This is a genomic window from Acinetobacter sp. S-1 (assembly GCF_059579785.1).
On sequence record NZ_CM184207.1, the window covers coordinates 2,456,773 to 2,476,359 of the forward strand.

At 34.1% G+C, this 19,587-nt stretch carries 21 protein-coding genes; 6 read left to right on the plus strand and 15 right to left on the minus strand.

The window, feature by feature from the left end; all coding sequences use genetic code 11:
• The first annotated feature begins 106 nt into the window (after positions 1-106).
• Positions 107-1,135, plus strand: a complete 1,029-nt coding sequence (locus AC52J8_RS11675) for a MerR family transcriptional regulator (RefSeq protein WP_496538785.1) — start codon at positions 107-109, stop codon at positions 1,133-1,135.
• Between the two features lie 124 nt (positions 1,136-1,259).
• On the opposite strand, the gene AC52J8_RS11680 is transcribed toward AC52J8_RS11675, so the two are convergent.
• From AC52J8_RS11680 to AC52J8_RS11690, 3 genes are all read right to left on the minus strand, one after another.
• A complete protein-coding gene (locus tag AC52J8_RS11680; RefSeq protein ID WP_329759514.1) occupies positions 1,260-1,730 on the minus strand; it encodes a Csu type fimbrial protein in 471 nt (156 codons plus the stop codon).
• Positions 1,731-2,212: 482 nt separating this feature from the next.
• Positions 2,213-4,069 (minus strand): UvrD-helicase domain-containing protein, encoded by a 1,857-nt coding sequence (locus AC52J8_RS11685; protein WP_329759515.1) that lies wholly within the window; start codon positions 4,067-4,069, stop codon positions 2,213-2,215.
• A gap of 5 nt (positions 4,070-4,074) precedes the next feature.
• Positions 4,075-6,072: an ATP-dependent nuclease gene (locus AC52J8_RS11690; protein ID WP_496538786.1), complete on the minus strand. Its 1,998-nt coding sequence runs from the start codon at positions 6,070-6,072 to the stop codon at positions 4,075-4,077.
• A gap of 469 nt (positions 6,073-6,541) precedes the next feature.
• Between AC52J8_RS11690 and AC52J8_RS11695 the strand changes: the two genes are divergently transcribed.
• Positions 6,542-6,979, plus strand: coding sequence for a DUF2147 domain-containing protein (locus tag AC52J8_RS11695; RefSeq protein WP_017403077.1), 438 nt, complete (start codon positions 6,542-6,544; stop codon positions 6,977-6,979).
• 86 nt (positions 6,980-7,065) lie between these two features.
• On the opposite strand, the gene AC52J8_RS11700 is transcribed toward AC52J8_RS11695, so the two are convergent.
• The 10 genes from AC52J8_RS11700 to AC52J8_RS11745 form a co-directional block, all read right to left on the minus strand.
• Positions 7,066-8,370 carry an MFS transporter gene (locus AC52J8_RS11700; RefSeq protein ID WP_329759517.1) on the minus strand — a complete coding sequence of 435 codons (1,305 nt, stop codon included), beginning with the start codon at positions 8,368-8,370 and terminating at the stop codon, positions 7,066-7,068.
• Between the two features lie 340 nt (positions 8,371-8,710).
• Positions 8,711-9,307 (minus strand): cytochrome b, encoded by a 597-nt coding sequence (locus AC52J8_RS11705; RefSeq protein WP_347745986.1) that lies wholly within the window; start codon positions 9,305-9,307, stop codon positions 8,711-8,713.
• A gap of 12 nt (positions 9,308-9,319) precedes the next feature.
• The gene (locus tag AC52J8_RS11710) at positions 9,320-10,384 is read right to left on the minus strand and encodes a catalase family peroxidase (RefSeq protein ID WP_032064004.1); all 1,065 of its coding nucleotides are present in this window, start codon (positions 10,382-10,384) and stop codon (positions 9,320-9,322) included.
• A 315-nt stretch (positions 10,385-10,699) separates the two neighbouring features.
• Complete coding sequence (locus AC52J8_RS11715; RefSeq protein ID WP_032064003.1) at positions 10,700-11,170, minus strand: hypothetical protein; 471 nt, start codon at positions 11,168-11,170, stop codon at positions 10,700-10,702.
• 201 nt (positions 11,171-11,371) lie between these two features.
• Positions 11,372-11,923, minus strand: coding sequence for a TetR/AcrR family transcriptional regulator (locus tag AC52J8_RS11720; protein WP_032064002.1), 552 nt, complete (start codon positions 11,921-11,923; stop codon positions 11,372-11,374).
• Between the two features lie 630 nt (positions 11,924-12,553).
• Entirely contained in the window at positions 12,554-12,742 is a 189-nt protein-coding gene (locus AC52J8_RS11725) for a hypothetical protein (RefSeq protein WP_014206277.1), read from the minus strand.
• Between the two features lie 147 nt (positions 12,743-12,889).
• Positions 12,890-13,360, minus strand: a complete 471-nt coding sequence (locus tag AC52J8_RS11730) for a hypothetical protein (RefSeq protein WP_372539009.1) — start codon at positions 13,358-13,360, stop codon at positions 12,890-12,892.
• Between the two features lie 96 nt (positions 13,361-13,456).
• Positions 13,457-13,606, minus strand: a complete 150-nt coding sequence (locus tag AC52J8_RS11735) for a hypothetical protein (protein ID WP_081410639.1) — start codon at positions 13,604-13,606, stop codon at positions 13,457-13,459.
• A gap of 217 nt (positions 13,607-13,823) precedes the next feature.
• Positions 13,824-14,033 carry a cold-shock protein gene (locus AC52J8_RS11740; protein ID WP_014206275.1) on the minus strand — a complete coding sequence of 70 codons (210 nt, stop codon included), beginning with the start codon at positions 14,031-14,033 and terminating at the stop codon, positions 13,824-13,826.
• 230 nt (positions 14,034-14,263) lie between these two features.
• Complete coding sequence (locus AC52J8_RS11745) at positions 14,264-14,584, minus strand: hypothetical protein (RefSeq protein ID WP_086354891.1); 321 nt, start codon at positions 14,582-14,584, stop codon at positions 14,264-14,266.
• Positions 14,585-14,969: 385 nt separating this feature from the next.
• Between AC52J8_RS11745 and AC52J8_RS11750 the strand changes: the two genes are divergently transcribed.
• The 3 genes from AC52J8_RS11750 to AC52J8_RS11760 all read left to right on the plus strand — a co-directional run bounded on the left by AC52J8_RS11750 (position 14,970) and on the right by AC52J8_RS11760 (position 15,985).
• Positions 14,970-15,122 carry a hypothetical protein gene (locus AC52J8_RS11750; protein WP_081404189.1) on the plus strand — a complete coding sequence of 51 codons (153 nt, stop codon included), beginning with the start codon at positions 14,970-14,972 and terminating at the stop codon, positions 15,120-15,122.
• Between the two features lie 172 nt (positions 15,123-15,294).
• Positions 15,295-15,411, plus strand: a complete 117-nt coding sequence (locus AC52J8_RS11755; RefSeq protein WP_119026689.1) for a hypothetical protein — start codon at positions 15,295-15,297, stop codon at positions 15,409-15,411.
• 340 nt (positions 15,412-15,751) lie between these two features.
• Complete coding sequence (locus tag AC52J8_RS11760) at positions 15,752-15,985, plus strand: hypothetical protein (protein WP_024436173.1); 234 nt, start codon at positions 15,752-15,754, stop codon at positions 15,983-15,985.
• Positions 15,986-16,155: 170 nt separating this feature from the next.
• Here the strand turns inward: AC52J8_RS11760 and AC52J8_RS11765 are convergent, their stop codons facing one another.
• Positions 16,156-16,782 (minus strand): hypothetical protein, encoded by a 627-nt coding sequence (locus AC52J8_RS11765; RefSeq protein ID WP_391486035.1) that lies wholly within the window; start codon positions 16,780-16,782, stop codon positions 16,156-16,158.
• A 158-nt stretch (positions 16,783-16,940) separates the two neighbouring features.
• Positions 16,941-18,356 (minus strand): ethanolamine permease, encoded by a 1,416-nt coding sequence (eat, locus tag AC52J8_RS11770; protein ID WP_032056555.1) that lies wholly within the window; start codon positions 18,354-18,356, stop codon positions 16,941-16,943.
• A 181-nt stretch (positions 18,357-18,537) separates the two neighbouring features.
• Here eat and AC52J8_RS11775 point away from each other — a divergent pair, with 181 nt between their 5' ends.
• The gene (locus AC52J8_RS11775) at positions 18,538-19,539 is read left to right on the plus strand and encodes a phosphotransferase enzyme family protein (protein ID WP_496538787.1); all 1,002 of its coding nucleotides are present in this window, start codon (positions 18,538-18,540) and stop codon (positions 19,537-19,539) included.
• Positions 19,540-19,587 lie beyond the last annotated feature (48 nt).

Consider the following 19,587-nt stretch of genomic DNA (forward strand, 5'->3'; position numbering starts at 1 on the left):
TATCTAGCAAATCAAAAATAATGAAAATTATGATTTAAAGTAGTTGACCCTCACGTAACGTAAGCCCCTAGCATAAAACACGCCTAAGGAAGAAGGAGCTAAAAAGATGCTGTTAAAAGTTGGTGAATTGGCTAAGCAAACAGGACTTACTGTCCGTGCTCTTCATCACTATGACGATATCGGTTTACTTCAGCCTTCGGTCCGTTCCGATGCTGGTTATCGACTATATACCCGTAAAGACATTACTCGTTTGCATCAGATTCAAGCATTACGAGGACTGGGAATGTCGTTAGCCGAAATCCATACGGTTCTTGAAGACCCCAATCTTGCACTTTTACCGATTATTGATCAGCAGATTCAAGCAATTGATCAAAGGCTGACAGAGCAAAAGAAATTGCGAAATCAGCTCAGCAAACTTAAATCTCAGATCATAAGTGGTGAAGAGCTTGGTTTGGAGGATTGGCTAAAAACACTGGAGCTTATAGCGATGTTTGAAAAATACTTTACAAAAGAAGAGCTTGAAAAACTAACTTTCTTACAAGCAGGCACTAAAAGCCACCAAGAATGGCAAGAGTTAACTCAAGCAGCAAATGCACTATTTAATGCTGGCGAACCATCTAACAGTGAAGCAGCTCAAGACTTGGCTCGAAAGTGGATGAAAACTCTTGAGCACAATACGCGAGCTAACCCAGAATGGTTAGTTAAACTAAATGCCATAAACTCAGCCGAGCCTGAATTTCAGGAAAAATTAGGCGTAACGCCAGAAGTTGTTGAGTTTTTACTTAAAGCTTTTTCTGAGAGTAAGCTGAGTATTTTTGCCCGTTATTTATCTGACGATGAGTTTATTTTTCTAAAAGAGAATTATATTCGTGAGATGAAAAAATGGCCTCAATTATTGGTCGAAATTGAAAAATTGATTGATGCCGAGGTCGCGCCAGATAGTGATGGAGCAAAGCATTTGGCACAACAATGGCTCTCTATGCTACAAGGCTATGCTGGCAAAAATCCAACTACTCAAGAAAAAATCCGTACAGCAATGCAAAGTGAACCAAGCCTTGCTGACGGTACTTGGCTCAAACCAGTGACGCTACAATTTCTAGAAAAAGCAGTAGCAGCATTAATGCGTGGTGCTTAGTTCTATCAAAACAACTGGCTACACCATATTTTGGTGTAGCTTTTTTTAAAATATTCTATTCTGCCCTAAAAACAGTTTTTTTATAAATTAGTTTTGATATTTATGATTATTTTGGTTTTCAAAATTAATATATAACATTCACACGAACCCAATCTTCATACTTGGTCGCCTGAACATTCGTAGTTGATATGATCGCTCCATGGATGGGAATATTTTCTTTCATTCCTGTCGCGATTCGTGAAGGTATTTTATCCGCTACCCCTCCCCAAATTTGAGTATGGCCCGCATCTTGATACAGTACATATGCAACAGATGCTGGGCTGTCAGCAGATTTAAGTTCAAAATTATTGTCTGAAGTTACTGCCAATTGATAAGGTGTATTCTTGCTGCATTGCACAGTTACATCCGTTCTTGCAGTAGGAACTGGCTGAGCACGTTCAACCGAACCAAAATCTAAGTTTCCTTGTGTGGAAACTTCACAAGTTTCTAGAATGGTTAAACTGACCCTCAATGATGTAGATGCATTTCCAGCATCTGCACTATTTATTGTCAACATTCCCATCAGAGAAAATAAAGCATGTCTAATGACTTTCATTTCTTCTCTCCTTAACTTTTTGTTCTAATGTCTATTCATCTTTATATTGTGTTTTTTCTGTTCCTTTTAAAGAAACAGCTTTCAGGATTGTTTAGTTATAAGACTTAATATTGCACAGTGTCAATCTATACTAATCACATGATTTGCATATTATTTTTATAATTTGTGATGAGTTACACGCAATCTAACTAATTTAAAAAGTAGTGGATGTTTTTTTATTCTACTTATGCTAAATTTAACCAACAAACTGTTTGATTTCTTAATTTAATGAGTAACTCATAAATCAAATTCTTTATTGGGGTTACTCAGATAAATTTATTAATGTTACTTTAATGAGCTGCATAAAAGTCATACATATATTCACATTGACTTTATCCCCCCTTAAAACCTCAATTAATAGTAAAATTGATACTTGGCATGATTTAAAAATTAAAAACATGCCTAAATATTTTTCAATTTAGAAAATTAATTAACTCTTTAAATTAGCTCTGAAGACTTTTTTTAACTGTATTAACAACACCTGAACCTTGAAGGTTTGTAATTATTATACCGATATTTTCAGTTGATTGTCTTCGCATACCAAATCTCCCTTCCCTTTGATGGCTAAAAGTAAATATTACTCGCTCTTTAGCTCTTGATAAAGCTACAAAAAATGCACACTTGTCTTCATCTGGCTGCTTTTGAAATGACCAAAATGCCCCATCTTCCAAACCAATAAAAACAACACTTTGATATTCTAATCCTTTACTTTTATGTATTGTCATAACTGGGATAGTATCTTTCCCTATAAGCATATCTAAAGCAGGAAGTAATGCAGAAGTAATCATATAGTTTTCTACCAACTCATCCTGTAGGTTCTGAACTATCGAATCAAGCATACCCTTATTTTTATAGTTTGAATAATAAGAACTCAAACGGTCTTTATCTGCTAAATTTACTATCCTTGATACCATTGTTTCAATAGAGCTTACTGTTAATATAGCAGTAAGAAAATCACTTCTCATTTCTTTAATAAAATTAGACAAACTATCTTCTAAAATTAATAATTGCTGATCTTCTAACTCAGTATGAAGATTACTCAAAAATGAAAAAGAATCATTTCTAGCATTAATATTTCTAATATCAAAAATTGAATAAAGTAGATTAATAATAAATATAGAAAGTTCATCGGTTAGTATATCTTGAAATTTATTTTCGTCTCTGGTTTTTAATCCATTTTTATTAAAATAATCAATTAAATTTCCAGCATATTGTACTAACTGTTGTTTCACAAGAAGACAAATATTTCTAGGATCAACTCCCTCTTTATCAATCCAATTTTTAATTTCATGAAATAGTATTTGCATCTCTTCATCAGGATTATTAAAAACCCAAACTGAACACTCTCCTTGATCTTCGTTCCATTTAGGTGACGGTGTAGCGAAGTCAGTTTTACATAAAAGATGCTCAGTGAGGTAATTTAGCAAGGTTACTAGTCGTGGAGCACAACGAAAGTTCATTGTAAGAGGAGTGCGTATCGCTCCTGTATCAAGCAGAAAATCATCAAAAATAGAACGTTGGGCTCCTGCCCATAACATAATTCTTTGCTTATCGTCGCCTACAGCTGTAAGAAAGCTTTTGCTACCTAAAAAACAGCTTTTAAAAAGATCATATTGTACTTCTGTAGTATCTTGAAATTCATCTAAAAAAATATAATGATATGTTTTCTGTAAGTATTCTTTTATTTTTGGATTAGTATTAACAATATATTCAGTTAATCTCATTATCATCTTAAAAGATAAGTTTACAGGAGAGCTTTTCAGCATTTTATCCCAAACAGCTTTTCTAATTTGTTCTTCTCTTAATAATAAAGAATGCGGTAGTTTTGAATAATGTAATTCTAAAATTTTTTCTTTATCAACTGTATTAAAGAAAGAAATATCTTCAGATTCATAAAAATCTAAAATAAATTTATCACTAAGAATAATATTATATTCGCCTTTAACTTTGTAGTCGTCAGGTAATGCGTGCTTAAATCTATCAAATATTTGCTTTGCAAATGAATCAAAAGTTAATGATTCAAATCTTTTTGATAATTCATCACCACAGCGTAAACGTACTCGTTCCTTTAAATTATAAGCGGCATCTCTTTTAAAACTGATTGCTAATATTTTATAAGGAAATATACAAGTATTTGTTTGTAATAGGAAACTTGCTTTTTGAGCTAACAACTCAGTTTTACCCGAACCTGGACCAGCTACGACTAAATTATTATCTTTACCTTTCGCTACTTTTAGCGCGTTCTTTTCAAGAACTATACCATCGGCTGGTTGCCAATCTTCTAATCTAATCTTATTCATAATTATTATTCTGCATTTAATAGTAGTGTTATTTTTTCAAAAACCTCTTGAAAAACTTCAGGTAAATTATCTTTTAGCTCAGAGTCTGTCATTGAAGATAACACTTGAATATGTGTTACTGGCTTACCTCTACCCAAAAAATGATAATTATACCAAATCATAAGTTCTTTCTCTTCATCTCTATATGTAACTGCCGTAGCTTGTTCTGATTTTAAAGTAGCTTGTATAGCTGTTTTTACTTTTTCATTGAATTTATCAATCTCTAAAGTTTTATCAGGTATTCTTGGACCTCCATTTTCAGGTATAGCCTTTTTATAAAATTCTTTAAAATGCGTAAGCATTAGGAAATCTAAATCTAAAGGGTTAGAATAGAAAATATTATAGTTCTTTAAAAAATCAACCCAACTATTAAGATTTTTCACCTCATCTTTTGTATTTAGTTTCCAACTATGCATATTATTAAAACTTTCATCTGGTAAAATAGTATCATCACTAAGTTTCAGTAACTTTTCTTTTTTAAATCCTATTGCAATTAATTCCTTTAGAATATATTTAATTCGCCCCCACCCTCCACCTTCTCTCTCTATATCCAAGTCAAGTAATGTAATATAAGGAATATGTAGAGCATTTAGTAATTTCCAAGTATGACTTACAAATCTATGACCTAAAGGAGCAAAAGTTATAATATTATCATCAAAATCAACATTCATTATATTCATTAAACGATTAAAAATAACTTCTTCACTATCACCCTCTCCAATAACAACCAATTTAGCAAAATATATTTCTGGATAATTATGTATGGCTTCTTTTATATATTTATAAGCCTCGTTACTTTCTTTCGGAAGTAAAATATTATTTACTTCGGTCTCATAATTTTCAGCAATGCGGAAATGGCTTATACTTTCAGGTTTTAACCTTTTGACTATAGAAGGGGTATGCGAAGATAATAATACTTGTGAATTTTGTTTTTCACCTATAACTTTTAATATCTGAACCACTCTTCCCAACAACTGCGGTGCAATATGATTTTCCGGTTCTTCGATCGCTAATATAGTTAGGAGAGGTCTTGTAATACCTATTGTTTGTTCATCATTTTTTGCTAATTTTTCTTCAACATCTAAGAGAGAGCATACCAAAGTTAAATAAAATAGAGAACGATACCCATCACCTAATTCATCTATTCCAAAAGTTTTATGAGTTCCCGTAGGACTGAAAGAAATTTCTAACTTTTTTAGAATAGAATCAACGTCACTTCCACTAAATCCTAATAAAGTATCTTTATAGCGTTCATCTTTGTGAAATCGCTTCCAAAATTCAGTTATAGAATTTTGTACTGTACTAAACTCTTTTAAACTTTGAAAAGACTCATTGATTTCATTAATTTTCTTATCGAAATCTTCTTTAAATTCATCTTGCCATTTTATTTTTCTTAGAACTCTATATAAAATACTACCAGAAGCATATCTGAGTTGTTCCGCTGGCCTTCTGATAGCTGGAACATACAAAACTTCAATTAGACTTCTAAAATGGTTTGGAAAACTACGTTTACTTGCAGAATCCTCTTTTTCTACTTCCGGCACACATATAAAATAAGTTTTTACATCAATTTCACCTTGCGGCAAAATTTCAGACTTCTTCCATGTTGCTTCTAATCTTATACGAAGATAAGGTTCTTCACCGAGTCCATCAACTACTAAATTGGAAAAAAAATGAGGAACAGCTTCTTGTTCATCTTCTGAGAAAATTATTTTTACTTCTATAGATAACTCTCGCTCACTTATTTGATCTGGGTTCTCATTTTTCCCAATATGGAAGTCCTGACGATTTATTTCTCTTTCTGCAATAGAATGTCCAAATATTTTTCTGAGTGCTTCAAGAGCCGTAGTTTTACCAGCACTATTCAGACCAATAAAGGCAGCTAAATCTTCATTTAGAGAGATGTTTACCCCTGTACTTCCAAAAGATCTAAACCCCTTAATTTTTAAATTTGAAATTCTCATTTATATTGCTCACTTTATTTTCCATAATTATTCATATATTTATTTATCTATATATAAACAATAAATCAATATTAAATAAAAAAAAATTAATTTATGAATCATATTTTAGTTGAACTTTCCACTAAATATAATTATTTCGAAATTTATAGAACACTGTTCAGATATTCAGTTTCTGATCTTGGTCTCTTTGACTTACATTTCTAGCAAACTTATGTAAATCCTAAGATCACAAAAACCTATAAAATATTTTTTATCAAAATGATAAATTAAAGCACTATAAATTTAATCATTCTGTCCATTCTCGCAATTGCATAAAAAAACTAATCAAAATAATATCCAAACAAATAGATTATAACTTTACATATTGTTTAACTTATAGATTCAATACTAAGAAAATTGTGAAGTTAAATTTAAAATGAATAATTCTGGCCTTTAAAACCATTTATTTTTAATTCGAGAAACCATTGATATGAAAAAATATTTATTATTAATTTTATTCAGCTTTTATTCGGTTCATTCATTTGCATCGGACAAATTACATGGCAGTGTTTGGAAAACCATTGATGACGCAACTAATCAACCTCGAGCATTGGTAAGATTTAGCCAAGATAAAAATGGCAACCTCTCTGCAAACATCGAAAAAATACTTGTTCCAAGTGAGGCTAACAAATGTACGATGTGCGAAGGTACTTATAAAAATAAATCTTTGATTGGTTTAACCATCGTCAAAAATTTAAAAAGTGTGGGTCAAAATAAATATGACAAAGGATCTATCCTCGACCCACAGTCAGATAAGACCTATCGCTTTAGCCTAACAGTATCACCAGATGGTGAAAAACTTACTGCTCGTGGATACATTGGTATCTCTGCGATTGGCCGAAATCAAACGTGGTATCGAGTTAAATAGCTCATGAAGTAGCATGTGACCAACTTCTTATATCTACTTACCGATCATAATTACAATCAATATGTGCATGATGTATGCAATAGTTTTTATGATCGGTACTTAGCCTGAACCATCAGCATGATAATGACGAGTAGCGAAGGTATTGCAGCAATCACGAATAAATGGGTAATGACCAGAAATTGGGAAAGGTAGCCACCAAATAGCGGCCCAATGACCGAACCCAAACGGGCAATTCCGATACTCCAGCCCACCCCTGTAGTACGAAGTGAAACTGGGTAATAACTGGCAGACAGTGCATTAATGGCAGGTTGCCCACCAACAATGGCAAAGCCAGCAATAAAAATGATAATAAATAATAAAACAATATGGCTAACCGCATAGCCAATTAAAGCAACACTCATCACTGCTACCAAAAAAACAGGAATTAATACTTTATAAAATCCTGTCTTATCGATTTTAAGGCCCATCACAACACTACCAACCGTACCGCCTAATTGTAGAGTGGAACCGATCATCAATGCCTGATTTAGTGAGAGTCCTGATTCTTTGGCCAAAGTCGGTAACCAGTTTGCCAGAAAATATAGACTGATCATGTTTAAAATACTGATGATCCAGATGGAATAGGTAAAAAACGCGCGCTGATTTTTAAATAACTCAAGCGGCGACTTTTTAACCTCAACTTCAGTGTTATTGATGATTTTTATTTCTGAATTGAATGTTAATGCGGGATAAAACTTCTTTAACCAAAATAAAATCTTAGGAGTATTTTTATTATCTTCACTCAAAAAATATAAAGATTCTGGCAGCTTAAAGTATGTAATAAAGAAAATAATTAAAGGAACAATACCGCCAAAATAGAAAATTGCCTGCCAGCCTCCCCAAGGAACTAGTAAGGCGGATATACCGCCCCCTAACATTGCCCCTACCGTATAGCCACAAGAAATGACCATCATGGTAAAAATACGAGATTTGAATGGAACAATTTCGGAGCTATAAGCCATAACATTTGGCATGATCCCTCCTAAAAAAATTCCTGTAACAAAGCGGATTGCAGTCAATTGCTCAATATTGCCTACATGTGGTGTCACCAGCATCAATACCGAGAACATAAAAGTCGAGATCAGTAAGATGGGACGGCGGCCAAAACGATCAGAGAGTGAACTTAATAAAAATGATCCGACAAACAAACCAAATAAGCTGGCGCTAAACACAATTCCTAGCATGGATTTTTGAACACCCCATTCTTCTATAATCATTGGGGCTGCGTAAGCCATAGACTGGATGTCATAGCCATCCATAATCATCAGTAATAAACAGGTGATCAGAATAAATTTTTGATAGCGTCCAACTTTCTGCTGATTGATCAAATCACTTAATGCAACTTCTTTCATGGTATTCCCTTCTCCATGACATGCTTTAAATTAATTCATTTTAATTATGCAATACGTAATCAATTTACGATTAACGTAAAATAAAATAGCAATAATATGCCAATAAAGTCAAAATATTATTTTTTTACAATATAAACAAAAAGTTAGATCGGATGATTTGATTCTATCGGAGTAATGATCTCATCTTATTGCACAGGGGCTATGGTCTGCTCATCTAACAAAAAACAAGCAAACCATACATTCTATTATTTAAATTATTTTTATATTCAAACAGATGATTAAAAAAACAATCGAAAATCTTTTCCCTCTCGTCCGCCTGATCTGAGCTAAATAATTCCCCTCAATCAGCATTCTTCTTTTCAGCAGAAGACCCATTACTTGATGGTTTAGAAGAGCCCAAAGCCATACTTGAGAATACGCCATCGCGATAAATCCATGCATGTAATAACGCAGCAGACAGATGACCAATAACCACAGCAAATAATAACCAAGCCAAAATTCCGTGTAGAGTACGGAACCAAGCGTAAAGCGTAGAGTTAGTAGGTGCTATAGGTGGAAGGTCCCAACCAGGAAATAAAGTTACAGGCCAGTTACCTGCCGATAGCGTTGCCCATCCGAGCAATGGCAAACTAAACATCAAAATATAAAGCAGCCAATGTGATGCATGGGCCATAAACGCCTGCCAGCGCGGTACAGTCGGCGGCAAAGGGGGAATTGGAAAATAGAGTCGATTTATTAATCTAATGATGACCAATAATAAGATTGCGATTCCTAAAGGACGATGGATATCGATTAACCACGGACGCCAAGTGATTGAGGTTGTCATTCCCACACCAATAAATAGCATGGCCAAAATCGCTACTGCCATAAGCCAATGTAGTATTCGAGCAGTCAAATTAAAATGACGTGGAGCATTATTGTTAGATTTATTTTGCATGGCTGATCTCTCCTATTTGCCCACGGCATCCGTTGCTTTGCCAAATCCAATTTCACGTAAGCGAGCATTGTAAGATTGTGAATAGATGCTTGCTCGTGCGGCGAGTACCGGATCATCTGATAACTCAATTCCGGGTGGAACTAGTGTTGGGTCAAAGTTGATATCACGGCAAACGCCATTTACCTGTTCAGTTACATTTTTGACTTCCAATGTTCCTGCTATCACTTCTTTACGTTCTTTTGGCCAAGGTTGAGATGGGTCATTCACTGGGTCTCCCGGCTCGGCAAGTTGCAAAACTAAATCCCAATAGAGCGGCCCTTCAGCTAAACGTTTTTTGATGTCTTTAAATAAAAAATCATGGCCAGCTTGATCACGTTGTTCTTTCGTCAGGCTAATAAATTTTGCATGAGGACGCATAGACCAACGGACTGGCTGTTCTTGTCCATTGGCAGCCCGCAATATAAAAGCATTTACGACATAAAATTCTGCACCGCTGAAACTACCGGTTAATGGCATCTTCGCCTTTTGCTCAATAGACTTACGTGCTTCTGGATATTCTTTTAAGAAAGCCTCAACTAGGGCTGGATCAGGTTTGCCAGTAGCTGGAACTGGTTTAAATGCTTTTTGCTGTGCCAAAAAACCTTCAGCATTTCGTGTAGGGAAATAGGGAAAGTTGTTTAATTTCATGCGCCATTGTGAATGATCAGCTGCGGAAAGTAATAAAGCCATACTTACTGTTGCTGTCGAATTATCTGCCGCATGCGGGTTACCACTTCCAATAGAAAAACGGCCAATCGCAGGTATATCAGACTTGGCAAATACAGTGGCTTTAGAGAGTGCCGCTGCCGCACCATTACTGTGGTAAGTGCCATCAAAACAAATACCCTTACCGTGTGCACGTCGATATCCGGGATCAAAGTTATTTAATGAGTCTCCCAAAAAAGTTTTGCTTGTGGTGCGATGTCCAAATAGACCAGCGACCCAAGCAAATGCCAATACTAAAGAGCCCGCGATTACAGCAATACCCACGAATCGCAGCCAATACTTCTTTAGAGTTTTAAAATTCAAATTATTCATTCTTCATCCTGTGTAAATTGTATGGCTGCATCCCTAAAAAAGAGTTTGGTCATGTAAAAAGAGTATTACTTACATTGATGGAACCAAATTCAAAATTAGCTGAGTAAATAAAATCTCGAAAGTTCTGGATCCTATATGGCGATAAGCCCTAATATAATATTTATTTCTGGGTCATATAAGGTACGCACCCACTTACGGGTCCTAATCATCTTTTACGGCTGATAATCATTTTTAGATTTTTAACATAAACAAGCAACTGTTCTCATAAACAGCTGCTTGAGATTTCCATTTGTAAATAAAATTTAGCGCTTCATCTTATGAAATTGCCAAACTTTTTTCATTTTTTTTATAATCGTCAGAATCAAAATAGCTTCTAATCATATTGGCACTTTCTTCTGACTTTCTTTTTTCTTCTTCTAAATCAACTTTAACTTCTTGTCTGGCTTGATATTCAGCAGGAACCAAGCTAGTGAGTGGTGGAAGCTTAGGTCTGCCTCCAACTGTAATTCTTTCTATAAAGCTGGCTAACCACATAATGTATTCAAGCTTATTTTTATATTTGGGCATTAAACTGATATCTAACTTAACTAAGCACTGATCGGGCGGTTTGTTTAAACACGCTTCGAAATCAAAGTAATTACTTTTTAGTTTACATGAAGAACCCTTGAGCTCTTTTCTTATCGCACTCACTAAGTTATTGAGCTGCTCAATAGTGCTTTCAGAAAATAAATTTTTTTTCTCGAATTCTTCGTAAACCTTTTCTGCGATAGCTATAAATTTTGTCATCCCTATTTCCCTTTTATTATAGGCATTCTTATATCTTTTGCCTTTTAAGGAATTATGATGAATTAATCATTACAAAATGTAAGGGATTTTGGTTATTAAGTAATTAATATAAAACTTTTGCAATCTATTGCCCCAAACCGTCCGCAGGGATAAAAATTAATGATGAATAGATCACAAAAAATAAAGATTAATTCGTCTCTGTTAGACATAAATTATATAAAAATCTATCACCTTTTCCCGATCGATTCCCCCATCTGAACTTAAAAGCTGAATAATTGCACCCTCAATCATATATAAAAATAGCTTGGCGTCCTGAAAAGTCGCATCTTTCTTGATTGCTCTAAGCTGGCTATAGATTTCATTAATGAGCCACGTTCTATATCTCAACGCGGTTTGATAGGCTTTTGGATGGGTCAGTTTTATTTCAAACATGGCTTTAAACAATAAATAGTACAGTCCCTCTAAATCGGTATGTAAGAAATAAAGTTTCTTAAGTTTTTCCTTCACGCTTAAGCCTTGGTCGTACTCAACAATTGAAACCACTTTTTCTTTTAGACGTTCTTTTTGTACGATCAGACAAATTTCAATAAACCGCTCTTTTGAATGAAAAAAGTTATAAAAGGTCGCTTTAGTAATTTTTGACTCTTTCACAATTCTGTCGACCCCAACCGTATGAAAGCCGTGATGATGAAATAAATCAATCGACGTATTAATAACTTGAATAGCACGTGTTGAGAGAACTAACTTTGGCATAGTTTTACCGTTATAAAAATTCTTGTTGTATATAAATGAGATAAAAAACCTGTGCCCTTTCTGGGAGAAAAAAAAGGCACAGCAAAGCCTATAAAGACTGTGCTTGGCACATCTCAAGTTTATTGTTGAGTAAGTTTTTTGGTCGTGACGATTTAAAGCTTGAAAACCTTAGGGCGATCAAACTGCTTTAAACGTTTAAGCTGTGTCGTAATAGCTTATGGCAAGGGCCGCCAAGAAATAATGGATGTGCAAAGCCAACTCCTTTTTATTGGGAGTTCTGCCAGACATTAAATTTATGGTGGCAGAACGAAAGAGGGGTTGACGGACTGGTCTCAGAGGCCAGCACACCCGAGGGTGTCCCCCCTCCCGTTCCACCTTAGAGGGGGGCACGAGGGGCTAAACACTAAAAGAAAGCTCTTTTAATGCTCTGAGAAGCGGTCCGTCAAAACCGACTGGCAATGTAGGCCAGCACGCAAAGGATAGTGTCCAACCCTCTTACAGTCAAGCACACAAAATGACATTTGTTTTAAAATAGATCATTAAAAAGTAAGGATAAATAATTAGCAACTTATTGTTAAATTGGGATTTATAAACAGGCCTTTCCCTGCTTAAAGTAGGAGGCAAAATTCACTAACGACTATATAGCGGATCTTCCTCAACAAAAAAAACCTCACCCGATGAGGGTAAAACCCATTGATAAGTTCCTTCTATTTTCTGCATTTTTTCTTTAAACGTATTATATATTGCTACAAGGTTATGTTTTTCATCATATTCCCCTATATAGCCACGTTCCTTTTCTTCATGAAAATCTCTAAACATTTTATGCATTTTTACGGCTCTAAGTTCCATTTCATTTGTCCTTCTTATTATTGATATAATTATTATGATCTCTTTTTCTATTTTAAATACTAAAAAAGTGTTCCAAAATATATCTTATAGCAACATTTATTAAATGGTCATTAAAAATTAATACTTATCAAATCTAAACTTTTTCATATCATACGGTATATCTAGCTTCACACTCCATTTGCTTGATTTTTCACTTATTATAACTGCATCAACCTCAAAAGCATCCTTATCACTGAAACCTTTTATTTCTAAAAAATTAACAAAACTTGAGGCATTTATTTTATTAAGATATCCAACTCTTAAAGTATCTATATAGACAGCAATTTTATCTGTTTCTTTTTCTAGGCATATTACAGCATTTTTAAAAACCTTAGTCCTACCACCATTTTGGTTACCGACTAAAGTTATCAGTTCTTCTTGGTATAAAGTTACAAGTATTTCATGCTCAAAAAAGTTTTTGTTCTCTGTAAATATTTTACCAGCTATTTTTAGGGTACTTTCGGGAAGTTCTAGACTAACTTTAGAAAAAAATTTAAACAAAATATAAGCAAAAACAAACAAAATAAAAATTATTATAATAAAAGACATATTAAAAACATTCCTCTTAATTTTATAAATTGGCAAAAAGAATCATTATTCTTTCTACCAACCCATCATTTAAGAAAAAATAAATTTATTATAATATTATTTTTTCTCATTTTTATCATTTTGATCCACTTTTTCTACAGCATTCTGATCAGGGCTTTTAGGCTCAAACTCTTTACCATCTTGCTGTTGCTGTTGTTGCTCTTTTGATTTGTCTTGATCGCTTTTAACTTGGTTTTGTTGAGACATTAGAGTCTCTCCTATTTAATGTTGTGTAGATGATTATCTAGCACTTAGTTAACATAGTCCTTTTACCTTTATATAGATACAACGCAAGTGTATCTGAATATGATATTGTTGTTTATCATTATAATAATTTATATTTTTAATTTATTTAAAATTATCTTTATGATTAATATACTAAAAACAAAAAAAGCACCTAAGATGCTTTTTTATTTTCAAAATATTATTGGGCAATAATATTAGTAGCTGTAAGACCTTTTTGTCCTTGAGCTATATTAAAACTAACACGTTGACCTTCATATAAGGTTTTAAACCCAGAGCTACTGATTTCTTTAAAATGTGCAAAAACGTCTGGGCCTGTATCTTGTTGAATAAAACCAAAACCTTTAGTTTCATTAAACCATTTCACTGTACCGATTGCTGTATTAGACATAATATATCCTTTGATTTTTAATAATATAAAGTCACATTTTATGACTCATTAAACTTTGAAAAAATAATAACGAATTGAGTTTAAGATCTTAAAAAAACGAAGGATTATGAATAAAACTACGATACTAAAAGAGGATTTACTAATAAGTCTTTTTTTCTAGTTAAATCGAGTATACGCCAAATAAATATTTATACAACACATTTAAAAAATATTTATTTTCGTACCGTTATTTAAAAATAATAACTCCTAGATACAGAAATACTTTTTACAAATCCCGCCAACCAAAGAATAAATTCATGTTCATTATCAAAATTAGGGAGAAGGCTTAAATCAATTTTAACAATACGCTCTTTCATTGGCCTATTTAAACAACTTTCAAAATCAATAACAGGATATTTTAATTGTAAATTGTTTATAGCTGCTTCTTTTTTAATTTCAATTAACAGTCTATTCAGACAGTCAATTAAATCCTTAGAGTACTGATTTTTAAAGTGAATATTATTGTAAACACTTTCAGCCACATCAAAATATTTTTTCATTTCATCATCCATATTTCCCTCATTTTTTAATTAATTTGATTGAGTATGCATGTAAAACTGTATCTTTATGTTGTATAAATATATTTACAGATCGAATCCCCCACTTTAATTAAAAATATTTCCTCCAATTAAGAAATTAAAATAATATATTTAAATAAATTATAATTATCAAAAAACCATTGAAAACAATAGCTCTCTAGCTATATGTTAACTCTTGTATTTGATTAAAATTTTCTTCCACTTATATATCAACAGTCTATTTGATTCAAAGAAACATTATGTCGAGAATTAAGCACTTTCAGGCACATATCTCTACATAGAGTTCTCATAATCACCGCAATGTAAGCGAATTAAAGGCCTACCATAAAGCTTCCTTACTATTATTAAGAAGTTTAAAATGTCTGATTTCAAAGAATTTTCAAAAAAAACCACACAAAACCAAAATGATTCCAATGTGCAACCTAATGAGGATAAAACTGAAAAACCTGTACAATCGCCTGAAGAAGAAAATAATCCTAAAGAAAATAATAATGAAGAAAAAAAGGAATAAAATAATTGATAGCTCAAAAGCTCTATATTAAATAGAGCTTTTGTTTAACATCATATTAATTAAAACGTTTTATTCATTTCCCACAGTGAACCTAAAAAACGCTAATACATATATTTATTTTTAATTTAAACAAGTTCTAATCTTTTATTTAATATTAATTCAACTCTTCTTTGTGCATCACAAAAATCAATCTCTTCACTTATCCAAAATGTATGAAGCTGCCCATGTAGATGAAAATGCTCTTTATTATATTCGGATCCATGATCAGAATAATGACTATCTACTCTGAAATGATTTTGATCGTCTTTTCTTTTTTTCCCATCAAGTATACCGCCAATACAGATATCCATTTTAATTCCAATAATTAATCGAAATTGACTATAACACATAGTGCACTGTGGCTTTAAAAAGAGTTGTTACTATTATCTTTACAGCATCATCAAAAATTTATGTTTGCAGCATATCTCCTTAAATTTAAAGAGAATAAATATATATTTTGCATATCTAAAATGCTTTGATATGTAATATAAATATTGATTTATCTAAAATTTATAACATTTTCAAAATAATTCTTCTTACAGTAGATAAATCACTATATGCTGCATACACCTCTTACAGAAATTATTCCAATGTCACAGCAGACTCTGCTACAAGAATTGAACTCCAGAATCGACTATTACTCTACAAGAACAGACTATCCACTACGAAGAATTTTGATAGGTTACCGAGCATATGCAAAATTGATGTTATGTTCAGCTTTTTCAGATGAAGTTATAAATTCTGCAATTGACCCCAATAAACGGAAATATAAGAAGTTAAAAATTAAAGTCACCAAAGATGACGACCAACTCGACCTTGAATGAATCAATCTAAGTAACAAGTGAATATTTCCTTGTGCTTATTTACCGCTTCAATGATCGTAAAATGACAATGACAATGACAATGACCAATGCCGGCAATATTGTTGTAAACATCTAGATAGTGATGCCCTACTGCTGCCGCTTTGAACCCAGAAAATAATTTGCTCTTAAACTTATTTTTTCACAGGAAGTAGTAAAACAGGGTCTTCAATATCGTAACCAGTTTCTTCTGGAACCCCCAGATATTTAACGACAACTAACCTCTTATTGTGTTTAGGCACGCTATAATTTTGGGAAACTTTTATTGCTTTGGTGTAATGAACCGCAACATGGGGCTTACTTTGTAAGGACGGCGATTTTACAACATATTCTGTTTTATATTGCGTGATCTTTCCTGAAGGATCAAACCAAGACGATACTTGATTCTGATGAGCTTTTAATATTTGAATTTTTACGGTCTTACCATTACTTACGATCAAAGGAGTTAAATTCTTTTTAATTTTATTTAGAGCTTTATCAAACGCTCTACTATCTTGATCATAATCAATCTTATGTGTTTTTGGATTGATATAGAGAGATTTAACTTCAATCAGTTTATCAGGCGATTTACTATTTAATAGATAATAATAGAGTTGTGGTAGACGTCCTCGACCATCTTCATAATGTCTTAATACATAAAGTTTCTTCTCTTTTTGCTGATAGCCCAATACTTCAATTTTTTGTCCACCGCCCACTGTCGCATAACTATGTGCGGATAAAGTAAGAATGGTGCTAAAAGTTAGAAATTTTAGAAATTTCATGAGTTCATATCCTTGTGATCTGGTAACTATATTGTATAAATATCGATCAGATTAAAATGATACTTGAGTAAGTGTTACTTACTGTTTTTATATTCTTTTGTACAGAAGTATAAAGCTTAAAAAAGAGGCCGAAGCCTCTTTTTTTAACCCACTTAAAATTAGTCATCAATCATGGCGAACTCTTGCTCAGGCGTGCCTTTCACTAAATGATGACGGCTATATAACAAGTAATAGAGTATAAATCCGACATAAATCAGCGCGGCCAATAACCAAACTTTTGGATTCACCATTAACCCTGCCACTACTGCAACAGCAGCAAGAATCAAGGCAATACAAGACGTCCACATTCCACCAGGCGTTTTATACGGGCGTGGTAATTCAGGACGAGATAAGCGCAACTTGATATGTGAAAGCATCATCAACACATAAGAAATTGTTGCACCGAATACTGCCATTAAAATGAGTAAGTCACCCTCACCTGTTAAAGAGAGTAAAAAACCAATAATGCCCGGAATGATAATGGCCCAATACGGCGCTTTATTTTCATTGGTAAGTGATAAGTTTTTTGGCAAATATCCAGCACGTGACAATGCAAAAATCTGACGCGAATATGCATAAATAATTGAGAAGAAACTTGCGACAAGTCCAGCAAGACCTACAAAGTTAACAAAGCTCGCTAACCATGTGTGCTGACCATACACAGCAATGAGTGCATCAACTAAAGGTGCTCCCGAATTTTTTAAAGCATTTGAACCCGCTGCACCTGCTCCCAAAAATAAGATTAAAAGTGCAAACGATGCCAATATCAACATTGAACCAATCAAACCTCGTGGCAATGAACGTACTGGATCTTTTGCTTCTTCGGCTGCTAGTGGTACCCCTTCAACTGCAAGAAAAAACCAGATGGCATACGGTACTGCGGCCCATATTCCCATATAGCCAAAAGGTAAAAAGCTACTTGCACCTGCATGAGAACTGACTGGAATATCAAATAAACGTGCACTGTCAAAATGTGGAAGCATCGCAACAATGAATACGACCAGTGCAATACAAGCAACGGCGGTAATTCCAAACATGATTTTAAGTGCTTCACCTGCACCTTTCAGATGAATACCCATAAAAACTAAATAACAAATTAGATAAACAGCCCAGCCGCCAATTCCAAAGAGTGATTCGCAATAAGAACCGATAAATACGGCAATGGCAGCAGGTGCAATTGCATATTCAATTAAAATCGCAGTCCCTGTGAGGTAACCTCCAAAAGGACCAAATGCAACGCGGGCAAAACTATAGCCACCGCCAGCGGTAGGTAACATCGTCGACATCTCAGACATTACAAAGCTCATGCAGAGATACATAAACGCGACGATGACTGTTGCAATAAAGAGCCCACCCCAGCCGCCTTGTGCCAACCCAAAATTCCAACCCGCAAAGTCACCCGAAATGACATAAGAAACACCTAGCCCCACTAAAAGTAACCAACCTACTGCCCCCTTTTTTAACTGACGTTTTGCAAAATACTCTGCGTCCTGTTGTAGAGCACCCACATCTACGCTTAATTCTGACTCTTTCATTGTCGTATTGCCTTATCGACTAAATTTACACCACCAATAGTTGCGCAAAAGATATTCATAAAACTTGACAGCAAAACATCTCCACGACCACTTGAAGTCAAGTTGATTCATTTTTTCTTTTATAAGATCGACGGCATCTCAACACAGAACGTGTTTAAAAATTAAATTGAGGAGTTGGGTTATGTCTGTAGAACAAAATGAATTTTTAAGCCAAGTTCAATTACAAATACTGGCAGAACAAGCAATTAAGCAATATCCCTCGGAATATCAAGGACAGGTCAAACTGCTGTGTCAGTCTGAAAATGCAACCTTTCAGATTTCAACTGGCTCTACCCGATATGCGCTTCGAATTCACCGTCCCAACTACCACAGCAAACTCGATATACAAAGCGAGCTTGAATGGTTAGATGCTTTAAATGCGAGTGGTATTCAAGTTCCTGTTGCGATTGCAGATCAATCAGGTGAGTGTGTCATTACTTTAAAACTATCGAATGATATTTATCGTTATGCAGTCCTTTTCAACTGGGTTGAGGGCGATATGCCAACTGTTGAAGTTGACCCCACTGCATTTGAGCAACTAGGACAAATTACCGCAAAGCTACATGTACATAGTAAGACATGGCAAGCGCCTGAAAACTTTCAACGTATTGTGTGGAATCATGAAACCATGATCGGTGCGGATGGACACTGGGGAAACTGGAAAAATGCACCTCATTTAAGACCTCAAGATCACGGCGTGATTGAAGAAGCCATTGCACAAATTTCGAAAGATTTAAATTTCTTTGGCAAAACCCAAGAACGTTATGGCCTGATTCATGCCGATTTGCGTTTAACTAATCTATTACTACAACAAGAACGTATCGGTGTGATCGATTTTGATGACTGCGGCATGAGTTGGTTTATGCATGACCTCGCTGCTGCAATTAGCTTCAATGAACATTATGCAAATGCACCTCATTGGGTTGATTACTGGTTAAAAGGCTACGAGCGCGTAGGTCATATTCAATCTGAAGAATATGAAATGATCCCGACTTTTATCATGCAACGCCGCATTCAAATGATGGCTTGGAATGGTTCTCACGCACAAACAGAAATGGCTCAAAGTCTTGGTGATCAATGGTCCAATGAAACTGTGCGTCTTTGTAAAAAATATCTAAACGGTCAAATGCCTGTAGGAATTTGAAAAGTGATTTAGATCGCTTTTCTTCATTTTCAATTTTTAGTTTTTAAA

Excerpts from the sequence above, each read along its gene's own strand:
- eat (WP_032056555.1), bottom strand. The coding sequence starts at position 18,356 with ATGAAAGAGTCAGAATTAAGCGTAGATGTGGGTGCTCTACAACAGGAC.
- AC52J8_RS11705 (WP_347745986.1), bottom strand. The coding sequence starts at position 9,307 with ATGCAAAATAAATCTAACAATAATGCTCCACGTCATTTTAATTTGACT.
- AC52J8_RS11735 (WP_081410639.1), bottom strand. The coding sequence starts at position 13,606 with ATGTCTCAACAAAACCAAGTTAAAAGCGATCAAGACAAATCAAAAGAG.
- AC52J8_RS11765 (WP_391486035.1), bottom strand. The coding sequence starts at position 16,782 with ATGAAATTTCTAAAATTTCTAACTTTTAGCACCATTCTTACTTTATCC.
- AC52J8_RS11720 (WP_032064002.1), bottom strand. The coding sequence starts at position 11,923 with ATGCCAAAGTTAGTTCTCTCAACACGTGCTATTCAAGTTATTAATACG.
- AC52J8_RS11775 (WP_496538787.1), top strand. The coding sequence starts at position 18,538 with ATGTCTGTAGAACAAAATGAATTTTTAAGCCAAGTTCAATTACAAATA.
- AC52J8_RS11685 (WP_329759515.1), bottom strand. The coding sequence starts at position 4,069 with ATGAATAAGATTAGATTAGAAGATTGGCAACCAGCCGATGGTATAGTT.
- AC52J8_RS11750 (WP_081404189.1), top strand. The coding sequence starts at position 14,970 with ATGTCTGATTTCAAAGAATTTTCAAAAAAAACCACACAAAACCAAAAT.
- AC52J8_RS11745 (WP_086354891.1), bottom strand. The coding sequence starts at position 14,584 with ATGGATGATGAAATGAAAAAATATTTTGATGTGGCTGAAAGTGTTTAC.
- AC52J8_RS11730 (WP_372539009.1), bottom strand. The coding sequence starts at position 13,360 with ATGTCTTTTATTATAATAATTTTTATTTTGTTTGTTTTTGCTTATATT.
- AC52J8_RS11760 (WP_024436173.1), top strand. The coding sequence starts at position 15,752 with ATGTCACAGCAGACTCTGCTACAAGAATTGAACTCCAGAATCGACTAT.
- AC52J8_RS11675 (WP_496538785.1), top strand. The coding sequence starts at position 107 with ATGCTGTTAAAAGTTGGTGAATTGGCTAAGCAAACAGGACTTACTGTC.
- AC52J8_RS11740 (WP_014206275.1), bottom strand. The coding sequence starts at position 14,033 with ATGTCTAATACAGCAATCGGTACAGTGAAATGGTTTAATGAAACTAAA.
- AC52J8_RS11680 (WP_329759514.1), bottom strand. The coding sequence starts at position 1,730 with ATGAAAGTCATTAGACATGCTTTATTTTCTCTGATGGGAATGTTGACA.
- AC52J8_RS11710 (WP_032064004.1), bottom strand. The coding sequence starts at position 10,384 with ATGAATAATTTGAATTTTAAAACTCTAAAGAAGTATTGGCTGCGATTC.
- AC52J8_RS11690 (WP_496538786.1), bottom strand. The coding sequence starts at position 6,072 with ATGAGAATTTCAAATTTAAAAATTAAGGGGTTTAGATCTTTTGGAAGT.
- AC52J8_RS11725 (WP_014206277.1), bottom strand. The coding sequence starts at position 12,742 with ATGTTTAGAGATTTTCATGAAGAAAAGGAACGTGGCTATATAGGGGAA.
- AC52J8_RS11695 (WP_017403077.1), top strand. The coding sequence starts at position 6,542 with ATGAAAAAATATTTATTATTAATTTTATTCAGCTTTTATTCGGTTCAT.
- AC52J8_RS11700 (WP_329759517.1), bottom strand. The coding sequence starts at position 8,370 with ATGAAAGAAGTTGCATTAAGTGATTTGATCAATCAGCAGAAAGTTGGA.
- AC52J8_RS11715 (WP_032064003.1), bottom strand. The coding sequence starts at position 11,170 with ATGACAAAATTTATAGCTATCGCAGAAAAGGTTTACGAAGAATTCGAG.